17 protein-coding genes are annotated in these 22,725 nt (G+C 42.6%); 12 read left to right on the plus strand and 5 right to left on the minus strand.

The annotated features are described in order from the left end of the window. The first annotated feature begins 52 nt into the window (after nucleotides 1–52). Together rlmB and A4S05_RS18405 are read left to right on the plus strand one after the other, a co-directional pair. Nucleotides 53–1,180 carry a 23S rRNA (guanosine(2251)-2'-O)-methyltransferase RlmB gene (gene rlmB / locus A4S05_RS18400; RefSeq protein ID WP_176727040.1) on the plus strand — a complete coding sequence of 376 codons (1,128 nt, stop codon included), beginning with the start codon at nucleotides 53–55 and terminating at the stop codon, nucleotides 1,178–1,180. A gap of 87 nt (nucleotides 1,181–1,267) precedes the next feature. Then, the gene (locus tag A4S05_RS18405; RefSeq protein ID WP_069071247.1) at nucleotides 1,268–1,570 is read left to right on the plus strand and encodes a DUF1816 domain-containing protein; all 303 of its coding nucleotides are present in this window, start codon (nucleotides 1,268–1,270) and stop codon (nucleotides 1,568–1,570) included. 300 nt (nucleotides 1,571–1,870) lie between these two features. On the opposite strand, the gene A4S05_RS18410 is transcribed toward A4S05_RS18405, so the two are convergent. Both A4S05_RS18410 and A4S05_RS18415 read right to left on the minus strand, forming a co-directional pair. Continuing rightward, nucleotides 1,871–2,722, minus strand: a complete 852-nt coding sequence (locus tag A4S05_RS18410; protein ID WP_069071248.1) for an alpha/beta fold hydrolase — start codon at nucleotides 2,720–2,722, stop codon at nucleotides 1,871–1,873. After that, the gene (locus tag A4S05_RS18415; RefSeq protein ID WP_069071249.1) at nucleotides 2,719–3,972 is read right to left on the minus strand and encodes a methionine gamma-lyase family protein; all 1,254 of its coding nucleotides are present in this window, start codon (nucleotides 3,970–3,972) and stop codon (nucleotides 2,719–2,721) included. The genes A4S05_RS18410 and A4S05_RS18415 overlap by 4 nt, the downstream gene beginning before the upstream one ends. Nucleotides 3,973–4,062: 90 nt before the next feature. Here A4S05_RS18415 and A4S05_RS18420 point away from each other — a divergent pair, with 90 nt between their 5' ends. The 6 genes from A4S05_RS18420 (at nucleotide 4,063) to A4S05_RS18445 (ending at nucleotide 10,678) form a co-directional block, all read left to right on the plus strand. After that, nucleotides 4,063–4,884, plus strand: a complete 822-nt coding sequence (locus tag A4S05_RS18420) for an acyl-CoA desaturase (RefSeq protein ID WP_069071250.1) — start codon at nucleotides 4,063–4,065, stop codon at nucleotides 4,882–4,884. Nucleotides 4,885–5,192: 308 nt separating this feature from the next. Next, nucleotides 5,193–6,245, plus strand: a complete 1,053-nt coding sequence (locus tag A4S05_RS18425) for a fatty acid desaturase (RefSeq protein ID WP_069071251.1) — start codon at nucleotides 5,193–5,195, stop codon at nucleotides 6,243–6,245. A gap of 218 nt (nucleotides 6,246–6,463) precedes the next feature. Then, nucleotides 6,464–7,543 (plus strand): fatty acid desaturase, encoded by a 1,080-nt coding sequence (locus A4S05_RS18430; protein WP_069071252.1) that lies wholly within the window; start codon nucleotides 6,464–6,466, stop codon nucleotides 7,541–7,543. A gap of 539 nt (nucleotides 7,544–8,082) precedes the next feature. Then, the gene (locus A4S05_RS18435) at nucleotides 8,083–8,778 is read left to right on the plus strand and encodes a LabA-like NYN domain-containing protein (RefSeq protein ID WP_069071253.1); all 696 of its coding nucleotides are present in this window, start codon (nucleotides 8,083–8,085) and stop codon (nucleotides 8,776–8,778) included. A gap of 95 nt (nucleotides 8,779–8,873) precedes the next feature. Next, a complete protein-coding gene (locus tag A4S05_RS18440; protein WP_069071254.1) occupies nucleotides 8,874–9,584 on the plus strand; it encodes a response regulator transcription factor in 711 nt (236 codons plus the stop codon). 5 nt (nucleotides 9,585–9,589) lie between these two features. Continuing rightward, on the plus strand, nucleotides 9,590–10,678 hold the full coding sequence (locus A4S05_RS18445) for a sensor histidine kinase (protein WP_069071255.1): 1,089 nt from the start codon (nucleotides 9,590–9,592) through the stop codon (nucleotides 10,676–10,678). Nucleotides 10,679–11,185: 507 nt separating this feature from the next. Here A4S05_RS18445 and A4S05_RS18450 read toward each other — a convergent pair. After that, the gene (locus tag A4S05_RS18450) at nucleotides 11,186–12,067 is read right to left on the minus strand and encodes a succinate--CoA ligase subunit alpha (protein WP_069071256.1); all 882 of its coding nucleotides are present in this window, start codon (nucleotides 12,065–12,067) and stop codon (nucleotides 11,186–11,188) included. Between the two features lie 437 nt (nucleotides 12,068–12,504). Beyond that, on the minus strand, nucleotides 12,505–13,731 hold the full coding sequence (locus tag A4S05_RS18455) for a succinate--CoA ligase subunit beta (RefSeq protein ID WP_069071257.1): 1,227 nt from the start codon (nucleotides 13,729–13,731) through the stop codon (nucleotides 12,505–12,507). Nucleotides 13,732–14,381: 650 nt separating this feature from the next. Between A4S05_RS18455 and A4S05_RS18460 the strand changes: the two genes are divergently transcribed. From A4S05_RS18460 to A4S05_RS18470, 3 genes are all read left to right on the plus strand, one after another. Further along, nucleotides 14,382–16,151 (plus strand): hypothetical protein, encoded by a 1,770-nt coding sequence (locus tag A4S05_RS18460; protein ID WP_069071258.1) that lies wholly within the window; start codon nucleotides 14,382–14,384, stop codon nucleotides 16,149–16,151. A 507-nt stretch (nucleotides 16,152–16,658) separates the two neighbouring features. After that, nucleotides 16,659–16,994 (plus strand): hypothetical protein, encoded by a 336-nt coding sequence (locus tag A4S05_RS18465; RefSeq protein ID WP_069071259.1) that lies wholly within the window; start codon nucleotides 16,659–16,661, stop codon nucleotides 16,992–16,994. A 411-nt stretch (nucleotides 16,995–17,405) separates the two neighbouring features. Further along, nucleotides 17,406–19,877, plus strand: coding sequence for a two-partner secretion domain-containing protein (locus A4S05_RS18470; RefSeq protein ID WP_069071260.1), 2,472 nt, complete (start codon nucleotides 17,406–17,408; stop codon nucleotides 19,875–19,877). A 602-nt stretch (nucleotides 19,878–20,479) separates the two neighbouring features. Here A4S05_RS18470 and A4S05_RS18475 read toward each other — a convergent pair. Then, a complete protein-coding gene (locus A4S05_RS18475; protein WP_069071261.1) occupies nucleotides 20,480–21,511 on the minus strand; it encodes a hypothetical protein in 1,032 nt (343 codons plus the stop codon). Nucleotides 21,512–21,673: 162 nt separating this feature from the next. Between A4S05_RS18475 and moaA the strand changes: the two genes are divergently transcribed. Next, complete coding sequence (gene moaA, locus A4S05_RS18480; protein ID WP_069071262.1) at nucleotides 21,674–22,660, plus strand: GTP 3',8-cyclase MoaA; 987 nt, start codon at nucleotides 21,674–21,676, stop codon at nucleotides 22,658–22,660. The last annotated feature ends 65 nt before the right edge of the window (nucleotides 22,661–22,725 follow it).

Consider the following 22,725-nt stretch of genomic DNA (forward strand, 5'->3'; position numbering starts at 1 on the left):
AAGAAATTGAGGTAATCGAGATTGTCAACCATACGCTATATCCATAACTAAAATGCAGAATAAACCAAGAAAAGTTAATACTTCTAGCGAACCAAATCGTGGACAACCCGTAAAACTTAAAGGTAAGCGTGTTGTTACTAATCCGACTCGTAATCCTCGGAAAATAGATAGCAAACCCACCTCTGTTGCTAATCCGACTCATAATCCTAGAAAAATAGATAGCAAACCCACCTCTGCTGCTAATCCGACTCATAATCCCAGGAAAGTAGATGGCAACACCATCTCTGTTGTTAATCCGAATCGCAATCCTCGGAAAATAGATAGCAACCCTAGTTATGGCAACTCCCGACAACGAAATAACAACTTCTCCCAAGCGTCTGTATCTACAGAATCGACAGAAGATAGCGATCTAATCTACGGTCGTCATCCAGTATTGAGTGCGTTGCAAAATCAGCGCAATCTCAACCGTCTCTGGATTACTACTCGTTTGCGCTATGATCCCAGCTTTCACCATTTTCTCTTGCAAGCGAAGGAAAATGGCGCAGTGATTGATGAGGTTGAACCCAAGCGTTTAGACCATCTCACCAACGGCGCTAATCACCAAGGTGTGGCAGCACAAATTGCTCCCTACGCCTACATCGAATTACCGGATCTACTGGAACAAGCCAAATCTGTAACCGATCCCGTAATTGTCGTGGCTGACGGCATTACAGATCCCCACAACTTGGGAGCAATTATTCGTACCGCCGAAGCAATAGGCGCTCAAGGATTGGTGATTCCCCAAAGAAGGGCATCTGGGATCACTTCCACTGTCATGAAAGTGGCAGCAGGTGCTTTAGAAAATTTTGCTGTAGCTAGAGTTGTCAACCTCAGCCGCGCCTTAGAAGAATTAAAAGAAGCTGGCTTTTGGATTTATGGCACCGCTGCAAGTGGGAGCGAACCCTTGCATACAGTCAATTTTACTGGCCCAATCGTTTTGGTAATCGGCTCAGAAGGCGAAGGTCTGGGTATGTTGACTCAACGTTCTTGTGATTTCTTAGTATCGATTCCTCTACAAGGTAAGACTCCTAGCCTCAATGCCTCGGTAGCAGCGGGTATGGCGCTTTATGAAATTTATCGTCAGCGATCGCAAAATACGCTGCACTTAGATAGATTACAAAAAATCTCTTTGAAAAAATAACGGTAACAGAGTATAAAGAAATGTAAAAGATAATAAAGCACCATATCGTTTAACACCCTGTAGCACGTTTACAAATTGGCGAAAATCATGAAAACCATTTGGCATAACCTCAAGGAAGTGTTGATTAACACATTCGACTACATCGGCTTGGCTTGGTGGGTAGAGATTGTGACGCAGAATCCCCGCTGCACGTACTACTTCGGGCCATTTCTGAATTCTTCTGATGCCAAATTGTCAAGCATTGGATATATAGAAGATTTGGAGATCGAAGGGGCGCAAGGAATTGTTGTCCATATCAAACGCTGCAAACCTAATACCTTAACCATCGCTGAAGACTTGGGGGAAAGATTTGACCGCAAAGTACAGCCTGCCTTTGGCGGTCAGATTTAATTTAGGCCAGAAAATGAATAGGACGCGGGGATGTGGAGATGCAAAGACATGGATACACAGATAATTCTTTGACTGCGTTACCAAGTCTTTCTTTTTCACTCACCGCGTCACCACATCTTCTCTCTCCGTTTCTTCTTCGTCAATAGTCAAAATTTTTAACTAATTCTGGGGGTTTAAGTCCCCTGCTTCTTCATCGGCAAGTTTTGTGAATCTTTCTAAATGACCGTTACGTAAACTTAATTACGTTAGCGGTAGCGAGGAAAGAGCGTCTGTAGGAGCGTAATTACGAATTAGTAATTATTATTGACTACCAATTACCTGCGGATGTTCTTCCAGCCAATGGTCAATGTCTCTGAGCATCAGTTGGGGAACTTCCCACGGGAAAAGATGGGCAGTGTTGGGATAGCACTGCCACTGAGAATTTTGGAGGTGTTGAGCAGTTTGTAAGCTGGAATCAGATGTGATGTGGCGGTCTTGTTCACCAGCAAGTACTAAACTAGGACATTGAATTTGTTGCAAATCTAGAAGTCGGTTGTATCCCGATTGAATTGCAGTATAGAGGGCGCGAGTAGCAGCAGGAGAGGTTTGCAAATAAGCTGGTACTGCTTCCTTAGCAATGTAGTTGTAACTGGTAGATGTATGTTGTTGGATTAGGTAGCGAAAAAGCGATCGCTTACCAAAAGTTTCAATATTCCATTGCCAACTTGGTTTTATATAGTTCAATAAGGCAGCAACGCCAGTATATAAATTATCCTGCCAAGTTATAGGAGGATGACTACCACGGGGTTTTGCGGCTGTCGCCACCAAAATCAGCCCGGTAATCCGCTCTGGTAAACGTAATGCCAACTCCATTGCGAGAATGCCCCCAAGTGACCATCCCAATACGAGGCACTTTTCAATCTTCAAGCGGTCTAGCAGCGCTTCTAAATCAGTCAAATGATCATTCATCTCAAAATTGCTATTGCAGCGACTTTTGCCGTATCCACGTAAATCAGGGGCAAAAGTTTTGTAGCGTTTTGATAAATGATTGGTAAAGACAGAAAGACTACGACCAGAACCAGGATGACCGTGTAAGACCAAAATGGGGAATCCTTGACCTTGGATGTAGACATTGAGGCGTGTAGCAGTAGTAGGATTATAGCGATCGCTCATTCCTTACGATTCTCCTGTTTGTCGATACTGCCAACTGCATCGATCGCAGCTTCGAGTGCGATCGCTACATGAGTCCAATGAGTCCCCCCCTGACAATAAACCACATACGGTTCACGCAAAGGCCCATCGGCTGATAACTCCAAAGTACTCCCTTCAATAAATGTCCCCCCAGCCATGACCACCTTGCTCTCATACCCCGGCATTTCATCTGGAACAGGATCTAAGTAAGAACCGATGGGAGAATGCTGTTGTATTGCTTTACAGAAAGCAATTAGCTTTTCGGCAGAACCAAGTTTAATTGCCTGAATTACATCTCCACGGGGAGCCAGGGGTGCAGGATTTACTGGATAACCGAGTTTATCAAATACATAACCGGTCAGATAAGTTCCTTTCATCGCCTCTCCCACCATTTGCGGAGCCAGAAATAAGCCTTGAAACAACAGGCGATTTTGGTCAAAAGTAGCACCGCCATAACTCCCGATACCAGGAGCAGTGAGGCGACAGGCAGATGCTTCTACTAAGTCGGCGCGACCGGCGACATAACCGCCAGCGCTGACAATAGTACCACCAGGATTTTTAATCAATGAACCCGCCATTAAATCAGCACCTACGGCTGTAGGTTCCTTTGTTTCAATAAATTCACCGTAGCAGTTATCCACAAAGCAAACGGTGTTCGGGTTTTGCTGCTTTACCAAATGGACGATTTTTTCAATATCAGCAATTGATAAACTAGGACGCCAAGAATAGCCACAAGAGCGCTGAATTAACACTAAACGAGTGTTTTCACCCACACTAGTTCTTATTGCTTGCCAATCTATAGTTCCTTCTGAGGTTAGCTCCAATTGGCGGTAATTTATGCCAAACTCGATAAGTGAGCCTTGACCTTGACCCCGTAAACCAATGACTTCTTCAAGCGTATCGTAGGGAGAACCGACCACTGCTAACATTTCATCTCCAGGACGGAGAACACCAAACAAAGCACAGGCGATCGCATGAGTTCCCGAAACGAACTGAACTCGCACGGCCGCAGCTTCAGCACCCATAACTTCGGCAAAAACTTTATCTAAAGTTTCTCGTCCTAAATCATCGTGACCATAGCCACTTACACCAGCAAAGTGGTGTGCGCCTACACGGTGATTACGAAAAGCATCCAGCACTCGTTTTAGATTATGCTTGACCTGAGTGTCAATTCCAGAAAAAATTTCTAATAGTGCCTGTTCTGCTTGCCGCAGCTGTTCTAAGCTGTTCATCAGTTCCTCGTTCAAAAAAAATTAAATTATAGATATGCGGATTTTAAGATCCCACATACTAGGCTGGAAAATTCAAATTCAGGTTACTGCATGACAATTGCTACTTCAACCAAACCTCAAATTAACTGGGTTAATACCCTGTTTTTCATTGGACTGCACATCGGCGCTTTATTTGCCTTTGTTCCTGGTAACTTTAGCTGGACGGCAGTTGGTGTGGGTTTATTGCTGTACTGGGTAACAGGTGGTTTAGGAGTTACTCTAGGATTTCACCGCCTTGTCACCCACCGCAGTTTTCAAACTCCCAAGTGGCTAGAGTATCTCCTGGTTTTCTTCGGCACACTCTCGTGTCAAGGAGGCCCAATTGAGTGGGTTGGGACACATCGCATTCATCATTTAAACTCTGATACTGACACAGATCCCCATGATTCCAATAAAGGCTTCTGGTGGAGCCACATGGGTTGGCTGACTCATTATTGTCCCGCTCACGCTGATGTTCCTCGTTTCACCAAAGACATTGCCGAAGACCCAGTTTATCAGTTTTTAGAAAAATATTTCATTTTGATCCAGGTTGCTCTGGGAGTATTGCTTTTACTTCTGGGTGGCTGGCCGTTTGTTATTTGGGGTATTTTTGTTCGCATTGTCTGGGTTTACCACTGCACTTGGTTGGTGAACAGCGCCACTCACAAATTTGGCTATCAGAGCTATGATTCTGGTGATAAATCGACTAATTGCTGGTGGGTAGCCGTACTAGTTTTCGGTGAAGGCTGGCATAATAACCATCATGCTTTTCAATACTCAGCTCGTCATGGGCTGGAATGGTGGGAAATCGATTTAACCTGGATGACAGTTCAATTGCTACAAGCAGTTGGTTTAGCTACTAATGTGAAGTTGGCCCCAACAAAAACTAGTTAGGAGTTTGGAGTTAGGAGTTTGGAGTTACGTGAGGGTGTGAATCAGGCGTTGAAATGTTTATGTTCCCGTCGATTTTTATGAGAACAAGGAGCGTTTCTAATTCACAATTAGGCTTGAGTTAAGAATCTAAACTCATCACTCCTCACTCATCACTCCTAACTCCTAACTCCCCACTTTTCAAAAGTTTATTTACGGGTGCGCTTGTGTCGGTTAGGTTGCTATAATCCGAAGCGCTAATATTAAGAAATTTTGCGGCAAGCCACTTTTTTAGTGACTTGGTGGAGGAGTTTGTTGTTTTTCAGGTGTTCATGACTACATCAATAATTAATAGCCAGAAACTAAGTGACGAGCCTAGTAATTCCGACTTCCGGCTCAAAGATATTGTTAAAACCCTGCCACGGGAATGTTTTCAGCAGAACCGTCGCAAAGCCTGGACACAAGTAATTCTGAGTGTTTTGGCAGTTGCCTTGGGTTACTACAGCTTGATTATCACTCCTTGGTTTCTTTTGCCCCTAGCTTGGATTTTTACGGGCACTGCTTTAACAGGATTTTTTGTAATTGGCCATGATTGTGGACACAGGTCTTTTGCCAAACGTCGTTGGGTAAATGATTTAGTGGGGCATTTCTTCATGATGCCGTTGATTTACCCCTTTCACAGTTGGCGCATTAAGCATAATTATCACCATACTCATACCAACAAGCTGGATGAGGACAATGCTTGGCATCCAATCAGACCAGAAGTGTTTGAAAATTGGGATAAAACCCGGCAGTCTGCTTTTAAGCTGTTCATGCGTAAACGCTTCTGGTGGGTAGGTTCCATTGGACATTGGGCTGTGGTGCATTTTGATTGGCGGAACTTCAAAACTAAAGACAAATCGAGTATCAAGCTTTCTGTGGGTGTAGTAGTTGTGTTTGCTGCGATCGCTTTTCCCCTTCTTATCGCCACAACTGGTATCTGGGGATTTGTCAAGTTTTGGCTAGTGCCCTGGATGGTTTACCATTTTTGGATGAGTACTTTTACCATTGTTCACCATACTGCCGTAGATGTTCCTTTTGCGACAGCGAACAAGTGGAACGAAGCTCTAGCACAACTATCTGGCACTATTCATTGCGATTATCCGCGTTGGGTAGAAGTTTTGTGTCACGATATCAATGTTCATGTCCCTCATCATATTTCCACAGCTATTCCTTCTTATAATTTGCGGTTAGCTTACAGCAGCATCAAAGAGAATTGGCAGCCTTATCTCCATGATGAGTGTCAGTTTTCTTGGCCTTTAATGAAGCAGATTACAGACCAGTGTCAACTGTACACAACTGATGTTGGCTATAAGACTTTTGACGAGCATTATACAGAGCAATAAATAGCGCTGTGATTACACTCACGCTCTTGAATTAACGAGAGCGTTTATCATGCTGTGTTTAAATAGAATCTGGCAATTTTTTAATGACTAAAATTGTTAGGTAAATTGCCAGAAATTATCCTCTTTTGTGTTAGCGATCGCTAGTTTCGTGGGCATCCTAGAGGTGAGATTATTTGGTCTCAAATCAAGTTCCGATTTATATCTAACAAAAGAATCCAGTGCAATTAGATACCATCAGTTTCAATAATCCTCCTGGCGGTGAAACGTCTGAGGATACGACTAAATTACCTTTCACACTTGGGGATTTAAAAGCTGCAATTCCTGCTGAATGCTTTCAGCCCAATGTGACAAAATCACTTTTTTACTTCTTTCGTGACATCCTGATTATTGGTCTGCTTTATGCAGTTGCTTCTTACCTGGATTCTTGGCTTTTCTTCCCGATTTTCTGGCTAATGCAAGGAACGATGTTTTGGGCTTTGTTTGTAGTTGGGCATGACTGCGGACACCAATCTTTTTCTAAGCATAAATGGCTCAATGATTTGATTGGACATCTTTCGCACACACCAATACTTGTTCCTTATCATGGTTGGCGGATCAGCCATAGAACCCATCACAAAAATACTGGCAATATCGATAATGATGAAAGCTGGTATCCTGTGACCGAATCACAATACAAGGAGATGCCTTTAGCCCAAAAGATCGGCAGATATTATGTTTTTCTATTGGCTTATCCTGTGTATTTGTTTAAGCGTTCTCCTAACAAGGAAGGCTCCCACTTTATGCCCGGCAGTTCGCTTTTCAAGCCATCGGAAAAATGGGATGTCATCACTAGTACTGTACTTTTGATTGGTATGGTAGGTTTGCTCGGTTTCCTCACCTACCAATGGGGTTGGATGTGGTTGCTGAAATATTATGCAGTACCCTACCTTGTGTTTATAATTTGGCTCGATTTGGTGACATTCTTGCACCACACTGAGCCAGAGCTTCCCTGGTATCGTGGAGAAGATTGGACTTTCCTGAAAGGCGCGATTTCTAGTATTGACCGTGATTATGGTTTGGTTAATCATATCCATCACGATATTGGTACTCATGTCGCTCACCACATATTCCTTAATATCCCTCACTACAATTTGCTGAAGGCAACTGAGGCAATAAAACCGGTGATGGGTGAGTATTTCCACAAATCTGAAGAACCCATTTGGAAGTCATTATGGCATTCATGTGTCAGCTGCCATTTTGTACCTGACACTGGTAGTAAGGTTTACTACACATCTAACAACAAGTTAGCTAAAGACTAAGATTTAGAATCCCGACTTCTTTAAAGAAGTCGGGATTCTGGTATTGTCGTCAGTGCTGATCACATTAAAGATTACTTAAATACCTGAGTACAACCTAACTTTTGAAAGTGCGTTGGCGTAGCCCGCCGCAAGCATCGCATATTACATTCTTTGCCAGTATTTGAGCGTCTTTAGCCTGTCTTAAATCTCAACTTACTGACTGCAAGGTTATTAAAATGCAGAGGTAAAATAAAATATAGATAGATGACGTTCGCGAAGCTTTCCCCTATCCTGACAAAAAGATTTATTTTTTCCAGACTCTTGCTGTCTTGGTGGGTAAAGATTAACATATTTGTGGACAGAGGCAACATATCGTTAAACCGTTCCTGGGAAAATTGACAAACTCTTGGGCTGTCTACTTTGAATTTTATTGAGCGCCAGTTAAGTTTATCTGCATGTAGTGACTTAAGACCATTACCTGCTGGGTTTGTAAATCAGCACAGACTATACTATAGAGAATTTACCGAAAAATTTTTCTAACTTTAAAATCAGAGGTATCAATGATTATAACTAATTTTAGCAAACAAAGAAATGAATTTAAGGAATCTAAAGTACTCAAAGCTAAACCCCATTGGCAAGGGCAGAATTTGAGCGATACTCCTATCAAAGCTAAAGATACTAAGATGCGAGATTCTGCACCTGATAGTTCGATTTTTAATAGCTTAAATCGTGGTCGAGTTGCTATTTTTATTGATGGCTTAAGTCTGTTTCATACAGCTTTGCAACTGGGCATAGAAATTGACTATGTTAAATTGCTTTGTCATTTAACTAACGGTTCAAGACTGTTGCGTGCTTTCTTCTATACTGGGGTTGATCTCAGCAATGAAAAGCAACAGGGTTTTTTGTTGTGGATGCGTCGTAATGGCTATCGTGTAGTAGCAAAAGAGCTTGTTTTGGCAGCAGAAAATTTCAAAAAATCAAATCTGAACGTAGAAATTGCTGTAGATATGATAACTTTAGCTCCTTATTATGATACTGCGGTTTTGGTGAGTGGGGATGGAGATTTAGCTTATGCTGTAAATGCTGTCAGCAGAATGGGTGTTCGAGTGGAAGTGGTGAGTCTGCAAACAACGACGAGTGAAAGTTTGATTGATGTTGCCGACTGCTTTATTGACCTCGATAGTATTAAAACACACATTCAAAAAGATTCTAATCTTGGCTATAGTTATCGAACAGCGTCAAATTCAAACCTTTAATTAATAAAGAAGATGTAGTGATACAAAGATGCAGACAAAGAAGATGCGTCTTTGTGTCTTCTTTAATCTTTGCATTTTGCTCGACCTTAATTTAAATGGATATTTTAATAGTTGAAGATGAACCAGAAATTGCTCATTTAATCGAACTCTCTTTACAAAAGGAAGGATTTTTTTGTCGCATTAGCCGCGATGGTCTGAATGCTTTGCGGATGTTTCAGGAGCAACCACCGGATTTAATCATTCTAGATTTAATGATTCCTGGTTTGGATGGGTTGGAAGTTTGCGCCAGAATTCGCCAGAAACCAGGCACAAAAGATCCTTACATTTTGATGCTCACGGCTAAGGGTGAAGAAATTGATCGCGTCATTGGACTATCTACTGGTGCTGATGATTACATGGTAAAACCCTTTAGCCCCAGAGAATTGGTAGCTAGGGTGCGGGCACTATTACGGCGTAGCCTCCGCCAAGGGGGACAACATCAAATCAATCGTACCCAACATTTTATTGTCGATGTAGACCAGCGCACTGCCAGTCGCCAGATGAATTCTCAGGACGTTGAAATTTTGGACTTAACTACCCTAGAATTTAATTTGCTAACTACCTTTGTCAGCAATCCTGGTCGAGTTTGGAATCGCACCCAACTAATTGATAAACTTTGGGGAGATAACTTTTTTGGCGATGAACGAGTGGTGGATACTCATGTAGCTCGGTTGCGAAAAAAGATTGAACCTGATCCGGCAAATCCCACTTTTATTAAAACTGTTGTTGGTGTGGGCTATAAATTTGAAGATCCTCTGGTGGCGTAAATATTATGAAGATGGGGCTGAGAGGACGCCTATTTTTCTCCCACTTAGTAGTAATGATCGTGGGAGTAGCGAGTCTGGTGAGCATCAGCAAAATCTCTTCCCCCCACTTGTTTGTCTTGCATTTAGAACGATTAGAAAACCGGGGGTTCGACTTAATCAATATCCGCACTGAATTAGTTACAGGATTTGAATTTGCTTGGCGACGAAGCACTATTTGGTCAGTCTTAGTGGGAACCACCGCCGCTGGAGGATTGAGTTACTGGGTATCCAAACGGATTATGCAGCGGTTGACCGAGATGGAACAAATTACCCAAAAATTTGCTGCTGGTCAGATGGATGCACGGCTACCTGTGTCTGACATTCCCGAACTCAGTGGACTGAGTGCTAGTTTCAATCGGATGGCAGCCAGTTTAGAAGGGGTTGAAGCGCGGCGGCGAGAAGTGATTGGAGATATGACCCATGAATTACGAACACCGTTAACCGTGGTGCGCGGTTACTTGGAAGAACTGGCTGATGGGGAAATTGAAGCGTCTCCTGAAATCTATCGGCGTTTAGCTAAAGAGACTAGGCGCTTAGAGCGGTTGGTGAACGATTTACAAGAACTATCTAAGGCAGAAGCGGGTTATTTGCCAATTAATATCCAACGGGTAAATCTGCGTCCGTTGTTAGAGTCATTAGTGAAGAAATTTACCGACCAACTGCTGGAAGATGGGCCAGTTCTGCTCTTAAAATGTCCATCTATCCTACCTTTCGTATTGGCAGATATTGACCGTACAGAACAGGTGTTGGTTAATCTGCTAGGTAATGCAGTGCGTTACACTAACGAAGGTTCAATTACCATTAGTGTTGGGACTGAAGCATCTCAACTCTGGATTGCGGTTGTGGATACAGGCATTGGTATTGCTCCAGAAAATTTGCCTCATGTGTTTGAACGCTTCTGGCGAGCCGACCAATCGCGCGATCGCCATTCGGGAGGTACTGGTATTGGTTTAACTATTTCCCGTCGTTTGATTGAACTACAAGGCGGTCAAATTCAGGTAGAAAGCGAATTGGGAGTTGGCAGTACGTTTCGGTTTTTTCTGCCTTTGGCTTGAAGAAGGCAGGAGGCAGGAGGCAGGAGGCAGGAGGTAGGAGGCAGGAGGCAGAAGGCAGGAGGTAGGGGTTGAAATTTATCTGTTGTCTCTCAAATCCATTTAATTCCAAGCCACCAAATTAGAGATTTTGCTGCTCTTGACTTAAAGCCTTGAGATACAAGGGATTGACATAAGGTAGTCATGGCTGTGTCATACCCAATTGCTAATTTGAAACTATCCAAAATCTTGGTTTGTTGATGAATGCCGAGATTTTGGAAGCGCATAGAGTGTAATAATTATGTCTACTTTTGTTCTGGCTGCTTTTTTGGTTAGTTTACTCAGTGTTTCGGGTTACGCTGCGATCGCCTACTTGTTCCCTCAAAACCGCTCATTAAAATAATTCGTAATGACGCTCCTGAGTCGCTACCGCTTCGCTAACGTAATTCGTAATTCGTAGTTAAGAATTGAATTACGAACTTGTACTGAGCGTAGCCGTTGGCGCAGCCTCTCCAAGAGTTGTATTAGTAATTAGTTAATCTCTTTTCTCAATAATTCTGGAATCTGAGAAGGGCGTTCAGCTACCGGAACTTCCGCTTCTTTTAAAGCAGCTAATTTACTTTGGGCTGTGCCAAAGTTAGAATCGCGTCCGATAACCGTTGCTAAAGTCCCGGTTTGACGCCAAGTTTTTCCTGGTGGTGCTTGTCGGCCGGCAATGTAGGCAATTACTGGTTTATCAATTGCTTCAGTAATGTATCGGGCTGCTGCTTCTTCACTACCACCACCAGGTTGACCGACTAAAACGATCGCTTGTGTGGTTTCATCCTCATCGAGAATTTGCAGCCATTGCAGAAATGAGGAACCAACGATCGCATCACTACCAATACTGACACTAATCGATTGTCCTAAACCTGCTTTTGTTAATTCGTAGGCGATTTCGTAAGTAAGAGTACTGCTACGACTAACGATCCCCACAGAACCAGGGGTATAAAATTCACTAGGTTGAGTCCCTAAGAGAATTTTTCCGGGTACAATGATCCCCGGACTATTTGGCCCGACTACCAAAGTTTCACAGGCTTCGGCTTTGCGGAGTAATTGCACCATATCCAAAGGCGGCACGCCAGCGGTGATAATAATGATCTGGCGAATATTAGATGCGATCGCTTCTAATGCCGCATCTAAAACATCGTAAGGATCTACACAAATAATCGTCGTGTCAATTGCCCCAAATTGTCCTATTACTTCCTCTACTAAATCAAATACTGGCAGTCCATGCAATTCCTGTCCACCGCATCCAGGATTGACACCAGCTACTAAATTTGTGCCATAAGCTTTCATTTGAGCAACATGAGTGCTTGATATAAATTCACAAAAGCCTTGAATTAAGACTTTACTTTCTGGCGTTAGATTCATAAAAAATTACCCTAGATTTTGGCAACCCAGTGCCTAAAAGCACTGGGAATAGAAACGACACTTTTACATTGTCGTATTGATTCAATTTTTACTGAAATTCCAAAAACTATTCTTGAGGTTGAGTGTTCCAAAAGTGGCAAAATCCGCCTCTAACTAGAGACTTCTTGCAGAAGTGGGTAAAGGGGAAGGTGGGGCCCCCTCTTGGGATAAGGGGTAGAGGGGAAAGGATGGAATTTTCCCTTTCCCTTTAACCTTTCCCCAACATCTTGCAAAAGTTACTTTTGCAAGATGTCTTAGGAATATTCAGTTTCAATGTACTATATAATTTAGTCCCAGGAAGCAAAGCTGTACTTGGTTTCAGCATCAAATTCAAAAATTTATGCCCTGCGGTAAAAATTATTAATTTTTGATTTTTGAATTGGAAAAAATGACAGTTACTACTTCTTATTAACCGTTGGTTTAGCAAGAAGAACCGCTGCCGCTACTGCCTCATCTAAATTTTCTACCACGAGGAGCGCATCAGTGTGGGTTTTTAGTGTTGCTAAATATTTTCTAGCAGCCTTAAATTCAGAACCAGCAAGACGGACAACCAAGGGTGTAAAATTTCGCTCTCGGCTATTTTTACTGCCATTAGAATGTACAACCTGTGATTGAAGTTCGCTATTTTCCTGCTGCACAAATCTGCCTATAACTTCAGTTACTTGTTCAATTTGAGGAATGCTACCTAGAAAGTTAATTAGTATTACTGGAATACTTTTGTCAGCCTCCAGGATTTTTAGACTTGTCTCCAAGCGATCGCGGAAGGTAGTTGGTGTAGTATCTGTAAGGAAAGCATGACGTAGATTCAAACAAACGCCTGGATTGCCACCAGCATTAGCCACTAAATCTAAAGTTGCCATCACTGAACCAGTACCATTACCTAAAATACCGATTTTTCCGTGCATCTTTACACCATTCCAGCTGCCTAAAATACTGTTGATTTCAGTACTGCTATGACGACTGATAATTTTTGCTGCCATCTCGGCGAGATCGGGATGACGCTTGATCGCCCGTTCGTTGACCCTGACTTTACCATTAAGAGCCATAACTTGACTAGTAGCACTGACTGCCAAGGGATTAATTTCGACTAAATCCAGGTCTTTTTGCACAAATAAGTGGTACATCTTCTCCACAACGCTGCTTACCGACTGCATTAGCGTTCCTTGCAAACCCATTTTTAAAGCCAATCGTCGCGCATAAAATGGCGAGAATTCCTGTTCCACGACAACATGCTGCATTCTTTCCCCAGCGGATTCCCAATCAATATCTGCTTCTTTGCAACCTAAAAGTACTGGTCGGCAGACAGCGGTATCTAAAACTACTGCGAGATAAAATTCTTGGTTGGCGTCGTATTTAGATTCTGCCAGCACAACTTCCGGCAATTCGCCCCATATTGGTAAACTAAAGATATTTTGAGCAGCTGCGATCGCATCGATAGTCGTTTGGGCAAACCTGACTCCACCTGCTTTTGCCCGTTCTGCACCGTGTACTTGAGATTTCAGTACAATTGGGAAGCGAATTTTTAAACGTTTCAAATCTGTAGGATGATCAATTCGTTGCGAAGGCAATACCGGAATGCCTATTTTCCCAAACCATTCTTTAACTTGGTACTCTAATAAATCCATTGATACACCTTAGTATTGACACTTTCCAAGCTTTTGGTTATTGCTGTCTTAATATTTTGCAGCACCTTTATTACATAATTAAGCTTTTGGCAGCTATAAAAACTTATTTTTCACGGATCAACTTTATCGAATTCAGCAAATTAGATACATTAATTTCGATAGCTAACCTGTTTGTGCCAGAGCCACAACACTTAATTAATCTCTTCAGTAGGTTTCCCAGCATAGAAGATAACTAGCATTTCTGTCAAAACCCTCTGACATAGCATCATTTCCTTAACCTCTGGATAATTTGGTCACAACTGCTCTGCAACTAGAATTTTGCAAAGCAGTAGCTTCTGTGAATTTTATTATCGCGAAATAATGCAGTGAGAATACTCAAAAATTCTATTATTCCCATTTTTTATTTGTAATTTATATCTGAAGACAGATTATTTAATTTTGCATCTAGCGCTATGAAAATGTAGCGACGCAAACAATAACTGCTTTTTTTATTTTTGGTGAAAAGTCAGAATTTGTGTTAGAAAGTTGGTCGTTCAGATTTTCAGGCTGTGGTTGGTTAAACTGTGCATTTGCATTCAACAAACCGAGAAAGTTCGTTTCATCCTCTTAAAAATAATCAAAACAATATAGAAATTCAGCGGGAAAGCTCTATGAAAGTAGCAGTCCAGCAGGAAGATTTACAGCTTTTAGCCAAAACTTTGCAGGAACAATTACTTGTAGAAGTCTCAACGGCTGAAGTCTTCGAGGTTAAGTGTGCCGTCAATAAAGACGAGTTAATGATTTTAACGCAACATGCATCAGATGTAATAGTTGATGCTCAACTAATTTTTGCAGTCATTGAAGAAGTACTTCAGTCTTTAGCACCCCGCAAAGAGCAGCGAGTGCAATGTTTCCTCAGAGTTTTTGGTGAACAACTCCCTTATGCCAAATGTTTCGTGGCTCTGAAGCAGACGGAGGAATGGGGGGATAGGGAGATGGGGAGATGGGGAGATGGGGGAGCAGGAGAAGATGAGGAAGCAATATCTTATTCATCCTCATCGGCTCTGACATATTTTCCATCAATTGATGAGACTGATGAAGAAGAACTGTTTGATCCGTTTGCAGATGTGCCGAATTTGTCGGCTTCAAAGCCAGGATTCCAAGTCAAACCTGTACTACTGGGTGCAGTGTTGGTGGGAATTGTCGTTTTAGGTAGTGGTACTTACTTGTTGACTCGCCCTTGTGTGATGTCTGAGTGTAAAGAAATACAAAATGCTGCACAATTAAAAACAAAATCTCCGCAACTGATGCGCCGCGCCAAGTCTGAAAAAGAATTAGTAGTTATACAACAGCAACTTGCAGCAGCCAGTACAGCCCTGAATGTAATTCCTAGTTGGTCGCCCCGTCACCAGATGTCAGAAGAACTAAAAGTAAGTTTTTCTGGGCGGTCAGAAAAAATCAACCAGGTGGTCAAGGCTTTGCAGACAGCATCTTTGGCGATACAAAAAGTTCAAACTCCTGCATCTAGTCTAGAGGAATTACAAGCTAGGCAACACTTATGGCGACAGGCTATAGCGCCACTAGAAGCTATAAGTTCCAGTAGTGAACTCTATGGATTGGTGCAGGGTAAATTACTTAATTATCGTGTCCGTTTGCACGCTGTAAATCAGCAAATAGCTACTGAGGAAAAATGGCTGAAAAAAATAACAGCAGCAAAAGCTGTTGCTGTTGCAGCCGAAAGGCGGGAAGCTACTGCTAAATCTTTGAATGATTGGCAAAAGGTGCAGTCTACTTGGCTGGTGGTAGTTAATACCTTGAATACCATTCCCCGGACTAGTGCTGGATACCAAGATGCCCAAAAGCTGATGGTAGATTATAAACCTAAGTTAGTAGTAGCACGCGATCGCGCTACTAAAGAACGATTAGCTGTTAAAAGCTACCAACAAGCCCTTAGCACCGCCAACCAAGCCAAAGTATATCAGCAACAAAACCAATGGCAAGCTGCGGCGACATACTGGGATCAGGCTTTGCAAACTGCTAAACAGATTTCGGAAGATAGCTTGTACTACACTCAGGCTCAGTCTCTCATCGAACCCTACTCAGCAGCCCTCAAACAAGCACAAGAAAAAGTACAAGTTGTTAGTAGTTTGCAACAAACCCGCACTGATTTAGATAAAACCTGTATTAATGGAATTCGGATTTGCACTTTTAGCATGGACAATGCAGGAATTATTGTCCGGCTAACCCCTGAATATGACCAAATCAGGCAAAATAACTTGGCTAATCCTTATTCTGAGAACTCGGATACTGCTGTTGACGTTACCAATCACTTGCAAATCTTACGGGAAGCCTTAGCTGTAATTAGTGACAATGCTAATGTGTCCCTTTTTCTCTATGATTCTCAAGGTCAGGTAATCTATACACGGACTTTAGGCGGGTAAGTAAAAAAATTAGGAATTAGGAGTGAGGAGTTAGGAATAGATTATGACCTTGATATAAGCGATCGCTCCTTCTGCTCAAATCAGGTGTAGTGCGTTGGCGTAGCCCGTCGTAGACATCGCTTTTTTGCTATGAATTTCACAAGAAGCGATCGCTTCTTGTACTCAACTCAGATGTCCGTACATTGACGTAGCCCACCGTTCGCGTAGTGTTCGCCTACTCAATCCTCTTGAGTGAACATCGGTCAGTAGCCAGATTCATCAACGCTTTAAAGAAATCCGGCAGAAATATATGAAGTTTTGTTACGTAATGCGTAATTATAACTAGCCAAGCTGAAGTAATAATTATGGGAGTTCGCAAGAGCTTTAGAAACCGAATGCTTTCGTGCCACTCTAGACTCTGTATCCTTAATTCTTTCGTTGCCAAACTGTACTAATCAAATTCACGTTAATTTAGTACATCACAAAATAAGTTTACACATTTACCACTCTGCAAGGAGAGCAAAATTTATGGATTCTCAAACAGTACAGCCAATAGTTATAAATGCTCAAACATTACAGCAATTAGAAGACGAGATTAAAAACGAATTGAGTAATATTCTAAAGAACTCTAATTTTGGCGAAGTACTCGAAAAATATGGCATATCAGGACAAAATATTTTAAAAGTTCAGTGCTTACTCGATTTCACTCAAATCGAGGTTAGTGATGCTGATGATAATCAGCAAGCCAAGAGTTTTTTGCAAACAATTAAAGAACAAAAACCAACGGTTCAAACACTTTCTATAGGCGGATTTTGTAAACCTTGCCCAGTCCCCGGCTATCCTAGTGGCTGTTGGGTAAATTAAATACAAGTAAACTATCATCTAGTCATACTGGTCATTCTAAGGAAATAAGAGAATTGTCACAACCAGTTTTGCAACAGTAAATAATGCAGGGGTGTTTCATTCTTTCAAAGCCTAACTCTCTTTAAGTCTGTCAGGCGTTAAGAAGAATGAAACATCTTTAGTAAAGAATACTAATCTAATTGTGACAGTGGAACTCTTACCTAATACTTGGCTATTTCAAGATTTCTACTGCTAAATACTAACTACTAATATTACTCATCCAGCTAGCAAGAGCTTATCCAGTTATATGAAATTACTGATTTATTGACTTATTAGCTAAGTACAGAGTTCATTTTGCCTGATTATTAGTTTTAATAAGTAATCGGCAATACTTTACTAATAAACCATTATTTAGAAGGTGCAAATTTTGTTATGACTCAAAACAGCAGCCTTTGGTGCTGGCAGTTAAGTCTAATAAGTTCTTTAGCAGTTACTGGAACATTCGCTTTATCTGAGTACTGTGCTGTGGCACAGATTAAAGAGGATAGCACTCTTGGAACTAACAATTCAATCGTTACACCTATCCTGATTAATGGTCAACAGACTGATCAGATTGATGGTGGAGCAACTCTTGGTACAAACTTGTTCCACAGTTTTGAACAGTTTTCTGTTCTTACTGGCAATACAGCCTATTTTAACAATGCGGCAAATATTGATAACGTCATTACTCGTGTAACGGGCAAGTCTATTTCTAATATTGATGGCATACTTCGAGCTAATGGTACAGCCAACCTCTTTCTAATTAATCCCAACGGGATTATTTTTGGGCCCAATGCTTCTTTAAACATCGGCGGTTCATTCGTGGCAAGTACGGCGAGTAGTCTGAGCTTTACCGATGGTACTAAATTTAGCGCTACAGATCCCCAAACCACACCTCTTTTGACAGTCAGTGTTCCCGTTGGCTTACAATTTGGAGATACATCAGGAACCATTCGCAATCAATCCCAAGCAAGTCCAGGTGGGACAATCAATTACTTGGAAGCGCCTGTTGGTCTACAGGTGCAGCCAGGTAAAACCTTAGCACTTGTAGGCAGTAATCTAGTGCTGGAGGGAGGAAATTTAACAGCAAAAGGAGGACGAATAGAGCTAGGAAGTGTTGCTCTTAATAGTCTGGTTCAAATAAAGCAAACAGATCAAGGTTGGGACTTGGGATACGAAAGTGTAAAAAATTTTCAGGACATCCAACTAATTTCGCGAACTGAAATTCCTTCTTATGTAGATGTCAGTGGCGAGGGTGGAGGAAATATTCTGTTGCAAGGTAGACGTATCCTGTTAACTGGTTCTTCACAGATTTTAGCTAATAGCCTGAGCGGGCAACTAGCAACAAACTTGACAGTTACTGCCTCAGATACTGTAGAGTTAATCGGCCCTGGTACACCTTTGATCGTTGGGACTTTTAGTGGAGGAAGCGCTGGAAACTTAACGATCAACACTAGGAAGTTGATTGTCAGCAATGGAGCACAAGTGTTTCTTGATAATTCTGTCTCCGATTCAGTGGCACAATTGACCGTAAACGCTTCAGATTCGGTCGAACTAATCGGTGGTTTCTCTTTTCCAAGTTCTGCTTCACCAGTTGGTAATTTTATATTTAGCGGATTGTCTAGCGCAACTTATGATGTGGGAAATGCTGGTAACATCACGATTAATACTCGGAGGCTAAGTATTCAGGAAGGGGCAGAGTTGTCAACACGGTCTGACGGACAATTTCTATTTGCTGAGAACCAATTTAAACCCGCTACGGGACAAGGAGGAAATTTGACTGTGAACGCCTCCGAGTATATAGAATTAACCGGAACCTCTCCAAATGGTTCTAAACCCAGTAGCTTGTCTGCTTCAACTACAGGTACTGGATCTGCTGGCAATTTAGATATCACAACGGGGCTATTAATTGTCCGCAATGGGGCTGCAATAAATGTAAGTAGTGAAGCTCGAAAGGGTGTCAACTATCAAGGGGGTGTACCAAATTTAGGGAAAGCAGGGGCACTTAATATAACCGCTCACTCCATCCTGCTTGACAATAAAGGAAAACTCACATCTAATAGTGAGTCAGGTAGGGGCGGGGACATTGAGCTACAGCTGCGCGACTTATTACTGATGCGCCGCAACAGCCAAATATCCACTAATGCAGGGGGTGATGGAAATGGCGGTAATATCACCATCAAAGCACCTAATGGCTTCCTTGTCGCCGCTCCCTTTGGAAATAGCGATATCACTGCCAACGCCGTCTCTGGCTCTGGTGGTAAAATCACAATCACCGCGAAAAACATCTTTGGATTTGTGCCCCGCACTCGTGCAAATGTAGAAAGGCTTGATCCAAAGGAAATAAACCCCAATAACCTGCGAACAAGTGACATCACCGCATTTTCTCAGCAAAACCCTTCATTAAATGGCACTGTACAAATCAACTCACCAGATGTTGACCCCAGTAAGGGATTAGTGGAATTACCCGTAAATCTGGTTGATGGTTCGCAGCAAATTGCTGCTGATTGTGATTCTGGTGGAAAAATAGCCAGAAGTTCATTTATTGCTACTGGGCGTGGAGGATTAGTAGCCGATCCCACGCAGCCATTGATAGCTGAGGATGCAGTGCTGGCAGATTGGATCACACTCTCTCCAGAGAGTCAGAAACGTGCTAGCGGTATTCAGAAAAAAGCGGTTGTTCAGGCGCAGCGAAACACAGAAGAAAAATCACAGAAAGCTAATTCTGTCAATGAACCTACTCAAATTGTAGAAGCCCAAGGGTGGGTTACAGATGCCAATGGTAATGTCGTTCTGGTTGCTCAAGTACCCACTGCATCGCCCCATAACTCCTCGCTCACCGCTACATCTTGCGCTGCTAATTAGAAGATGAACAGTCAACTTATACCAATTCGCAATTACGCTCCTGCGTCGCTAACACAATTCGCAATTAAGAAACTTATACCAATTTAATTAATGATTGCAACACATCCTTGGCTAAAGACGCGATTCATCGCGTCTCTACAGATGGTCTATTTGTCGCATTCTTTTTTCAAATTGGTATTAGGGACTTCCAAATAAAAAAACATCCCAAATTTTCTTGTAGGATGGGCATCTTGTCACTGGTGTCAACTTAACGCGAAACCGCACGTCCGCCAGGGATTGTAAATCCCTGTCTCATAGCTAAAGTCCTCTGAAGAGGACTTCATAGCGCAAAAATTTTCAGTCTACTTCAGTAGACTTGAGCAATTAGTCAGGGATTTACAATCCCTGGCGGGTGAATTTTCCTGATTTACATTTGTTTCCTCATTTTGGAGAATTGGTATTATAGCCAAGGCGAATTTCAATTCGCGGCTACACAAACGAAGTCTGTATCCGCGGACTAAGGGGAAATTGAGGGTTTGAAACCCACGGAGGTGGGTTTTGTCGGTGTAGACGGGGTTTCTAACCGCCCTTTTGACTTCGCGGCCATGCGCGATGCCTATTCCCTAACTCGTCTCCTGAATTTGCAGACGAACAGTGTGTTCAGTCGCACCACTAAGTTGCAATTCCATGATTTCACCACCCAGAGGTTCCAAGCAAGTGAGGAGCGATCGCAAGTTGGGTGTACTTGCACCAGTATCTACATATAATCGATCTGCTAAATTACCGATCCGTTTCCAAGTCATGTACAATTTAGCGATCGTTTGTTCAATCTGCGATGCCTGATTTACCAAATCAGCAGCAATGCTCAAACAGCCAACTCTTTGCGCTTCTTCTAAGGCTGTTTCAATATCAACATTTTCCTGCGTTAGCGCCTGAACTTGAGCCGCCCCTTTGAGATATTTCGCCAAGTTACGCGCTTCGGTAGTTACCTGTTTCAGCGTATCCACATCAGGATTGGCAGCTATTTCTTTCTGGATAAACTTTTGATGCGATTCTGGCAGTTTTTCCATTTCCTTCACCAGTGGGGCGATGTAGCGCGGGGGAAGGGTGTTATCTGCTGCTTTTTCTTTAACTGCTTCAGGTAATAAATCTGAGGACATGGCTGTCCATTCATCGCTGAGTTGTCGCACTTCTCGCCTGGTGATGCGATCGCCTTTTTGGGCGGCTTCACTCACCATCTGTTGCACTTCTGGCGATGCTTTGGAGGTTTCCACAAATGCCCGTTTACTGAAATTGTTCACAGAACCGGGGTCAAGTTTACCGTCTTCGATCAGACTATCAGCACTATTCGCCAGTTGAATCCAGGAGTATGCTTGACTTTTGCTGATTTCCCGCTCTTTTAGCCATCGCAGAAAACCAGTACCGCGTCCGTCGCCACCAACTTTCTCTCTGTCGCGGATAGCCCGTAAAATTCGCCCCCGCCAGATTTCAGTTTGCAAATCAAAGCGATCGCATACCTGCCAAGCTATTTCGAGCTGCTGTTGAAAATCTGACTCTAAAATCTGTTCATCTTCTGGATCGGGCAGTTCAAAGCTAATATCTGCTGGCTGTAGTAACGCAGCAGCAAGGTCGTTGATGGAGTCGGTATCTTGCACGATTGATGACTAACTAGTGGATGCGATCGGCTTATTATGCCACAATCTGCGGACTATCACTTAAGGGGGAGTGCGGTATTTTGAATTACAACAAATATAGTATGAAGGGGTAAACCACCTCAGTGAGGTCTTTCATTGATCAGAGAGAATAAAAATAAAACGATGAACCAGGTAGACTACCTCCGCATTAGTTTAATCGATCGCTGTAACTTTCGTTGTCAATACTGTATGCCAGAGGGAGTAGAACTGGACTATATTCTCAAGCAACAGCTGTTGACTGATGAGGAGTTGCTCACCTTAATTCAAGAGGTATTTATTCCAGTAGGTTTTAATCGGTTTCGTTTGACTGGGGGTGAACCATTATTGCGTCCCCGTGTGGTGGATTTGGTAAGAGCGATCGCTTCTTTTCCCCAAACTGAAGACCTTTCAATGACCACCAACGGTTTTTTACTGGCTCCGATGGCGAAAAACCTCTACAATGCTGGTCTGCGAAGAATTAATATTAGTCTGGACTCTCTTGATCCTGACATTTTTGATCAAATTATTGGTAATCAGGGACGTTCTCGTTGGCAACAAGTTTGGCAGGGAATTCAAGCTGCTCATCAAGTTGGATTCGACCCACTGAAGCTGAATGTGGTGGTGATTCCAGGTGTGAATGACCACGAAATTCTAGATTTAGCCGCCTTAACGATTGAAAAACAGTGGCACGTTCGATTTATCGAATTTATGCCCATTGGCAATGTGCATTTATTTGGCGATCGCGGTTGGGTATCTTCAGCCGATTTACGGCAACAAATCCGCGATCGCTGGGGCTTGACAGAATCACAAGTTCGTGGTTTTGGCCCTGCTGATGTATTTAAAATTCCCGGTGCGAAGGGGACACTGGGATTTATTAGTCAAATGTCAGAATGTTTTTGCGATCGCTGTAACCGGATGCGCCTGAGTGCGGATGGCTGGCTGCGTCCCTGTTTATTAAATGAAACTGGTCAAATAGATTTAAAAACTGCTCTGCGTTCTGGCACTAGCACCGCTCAATTACAAGAGCAGGTGAGGCATTTACTCGGAATCAAGCCAGAAATTAACTTTAAGGGGCGCGATTCTGGCATTTTAGGTACATATACACGCACCATGTCGCAAATTGGCGGTTAGTCATTTGTCCTTCGTCCTTTGTCATTTGTCCTTCGTCATTTGCTTAGACTAGTGGATTGTGCGTA

Origin of the sequence: Nostoc sp. KVJ20, from assembly GCF_001712795.1 — a bacterium.
Classification (GTDB): domain Bacteria; phylum Cyanobacteriota; class Cyanobacteriia; order Cyanobacteriales; family Nostocaceae; genus Nostoc.

Coding starts and splice junctions, on each gene's coding strand:
- A4S05_RS18460 (WP_069071258.1), top strand. CDS start 14,382: ATGAAAGTAGCAGTCCAGCAGGAAGATTTACAGCTTTTAGCCAAAACT.
- A4S05_RS18435 (WP_069071253.1), top strand. CDS start 8,083: ATGATTATAACTAATTTTAGCAAACAAAGAAATGAATTTAAGGAATCT.
- A4S05_RS18410 (WP_069071248.1), bottom strand. CDS start 2,722: ATGAGCGATCGCTATAATCCTACTACTGCTACACGCCTCAATGTCTAC.
- A4S05_RS18415 (WP_069071249.1), bottom strand. CDS start 3,972: ATGAACAGCTTAGAACAGCTGCGGCAAGCAGAACAGGCACTATTAGAA.
- A4S05_RS18455 (WP_069071257.1), bottom strand. CDS start 13,731: ATGGATTTATTAGAGTACCAAGTTAAAGAATGGTTTGGGAAAATAGGC.
- rlmB (WP_176727040.1), top strand. CDS start 53: ATGCAGAATAAACCAAGAAAAGTTAATACTTCTAGCGAACCAAATCGT.
- A4S05_RS18470 (WP_069071260.1), top strand. CDS start 17,406: ATGACTCAAAACAGCAGCCTTTGGTGCTGGCAGTTAAGTCTAATAAGT.
- A4S05_RS18440 (WP_069071254.1), top strand. CDS start 8,874: ATGGATATTTTAATAGTTGAAGATGAACCAGAAATTGCTCATTTAATC.
- A4S05_RS18445 (WP_069071255.1), top strand. CDS start 9,590: ATGAAGATGGGGCTGAGAGGACGCCTATTTTTCTCCCACTTAGTAGTA.
- A4S05_RS18420 (WP_069071250.1), top strand. CDS start 4,063: ATGACAATTGCTACTTCAACCAAACCTCAAATTAACTGGGTTAATACC.
- A4S05_RS18465 (WP_069071259.1), top strand. CDS start 16,659: ATGGATTCTCAAACAGTACAGCCAATAGTTATAAATGCTCAAACATTA.
- A4S05_RS18450 (WP_069071256.1), bottom strand. CDS start 12,067: ATGAATCTAACGCCAGAAAGTAAAGTCTTAATTCAAGGCTTTTGTGAA.
- A4S05_RS18405 (WP_069071247.1), top strand. CDS start 1,268: ATGAAAACCATTTGGCATAACCTCAAGGAAGTGTTGATTAACACATTC.
- moaA (WP_069071262.1), top strand. CDS start 21,674: ATGAACCAGGTAGACTACCTCCGCATTAGTTTAATCGATCGCTGTAAC.
- A4S05_RS18425 (WP_069071251.1), top strand. CDS start 5,193: ATGACTACATCAATAATTAATAGCCAGAAACTAAGTGACGAGCCTAGT.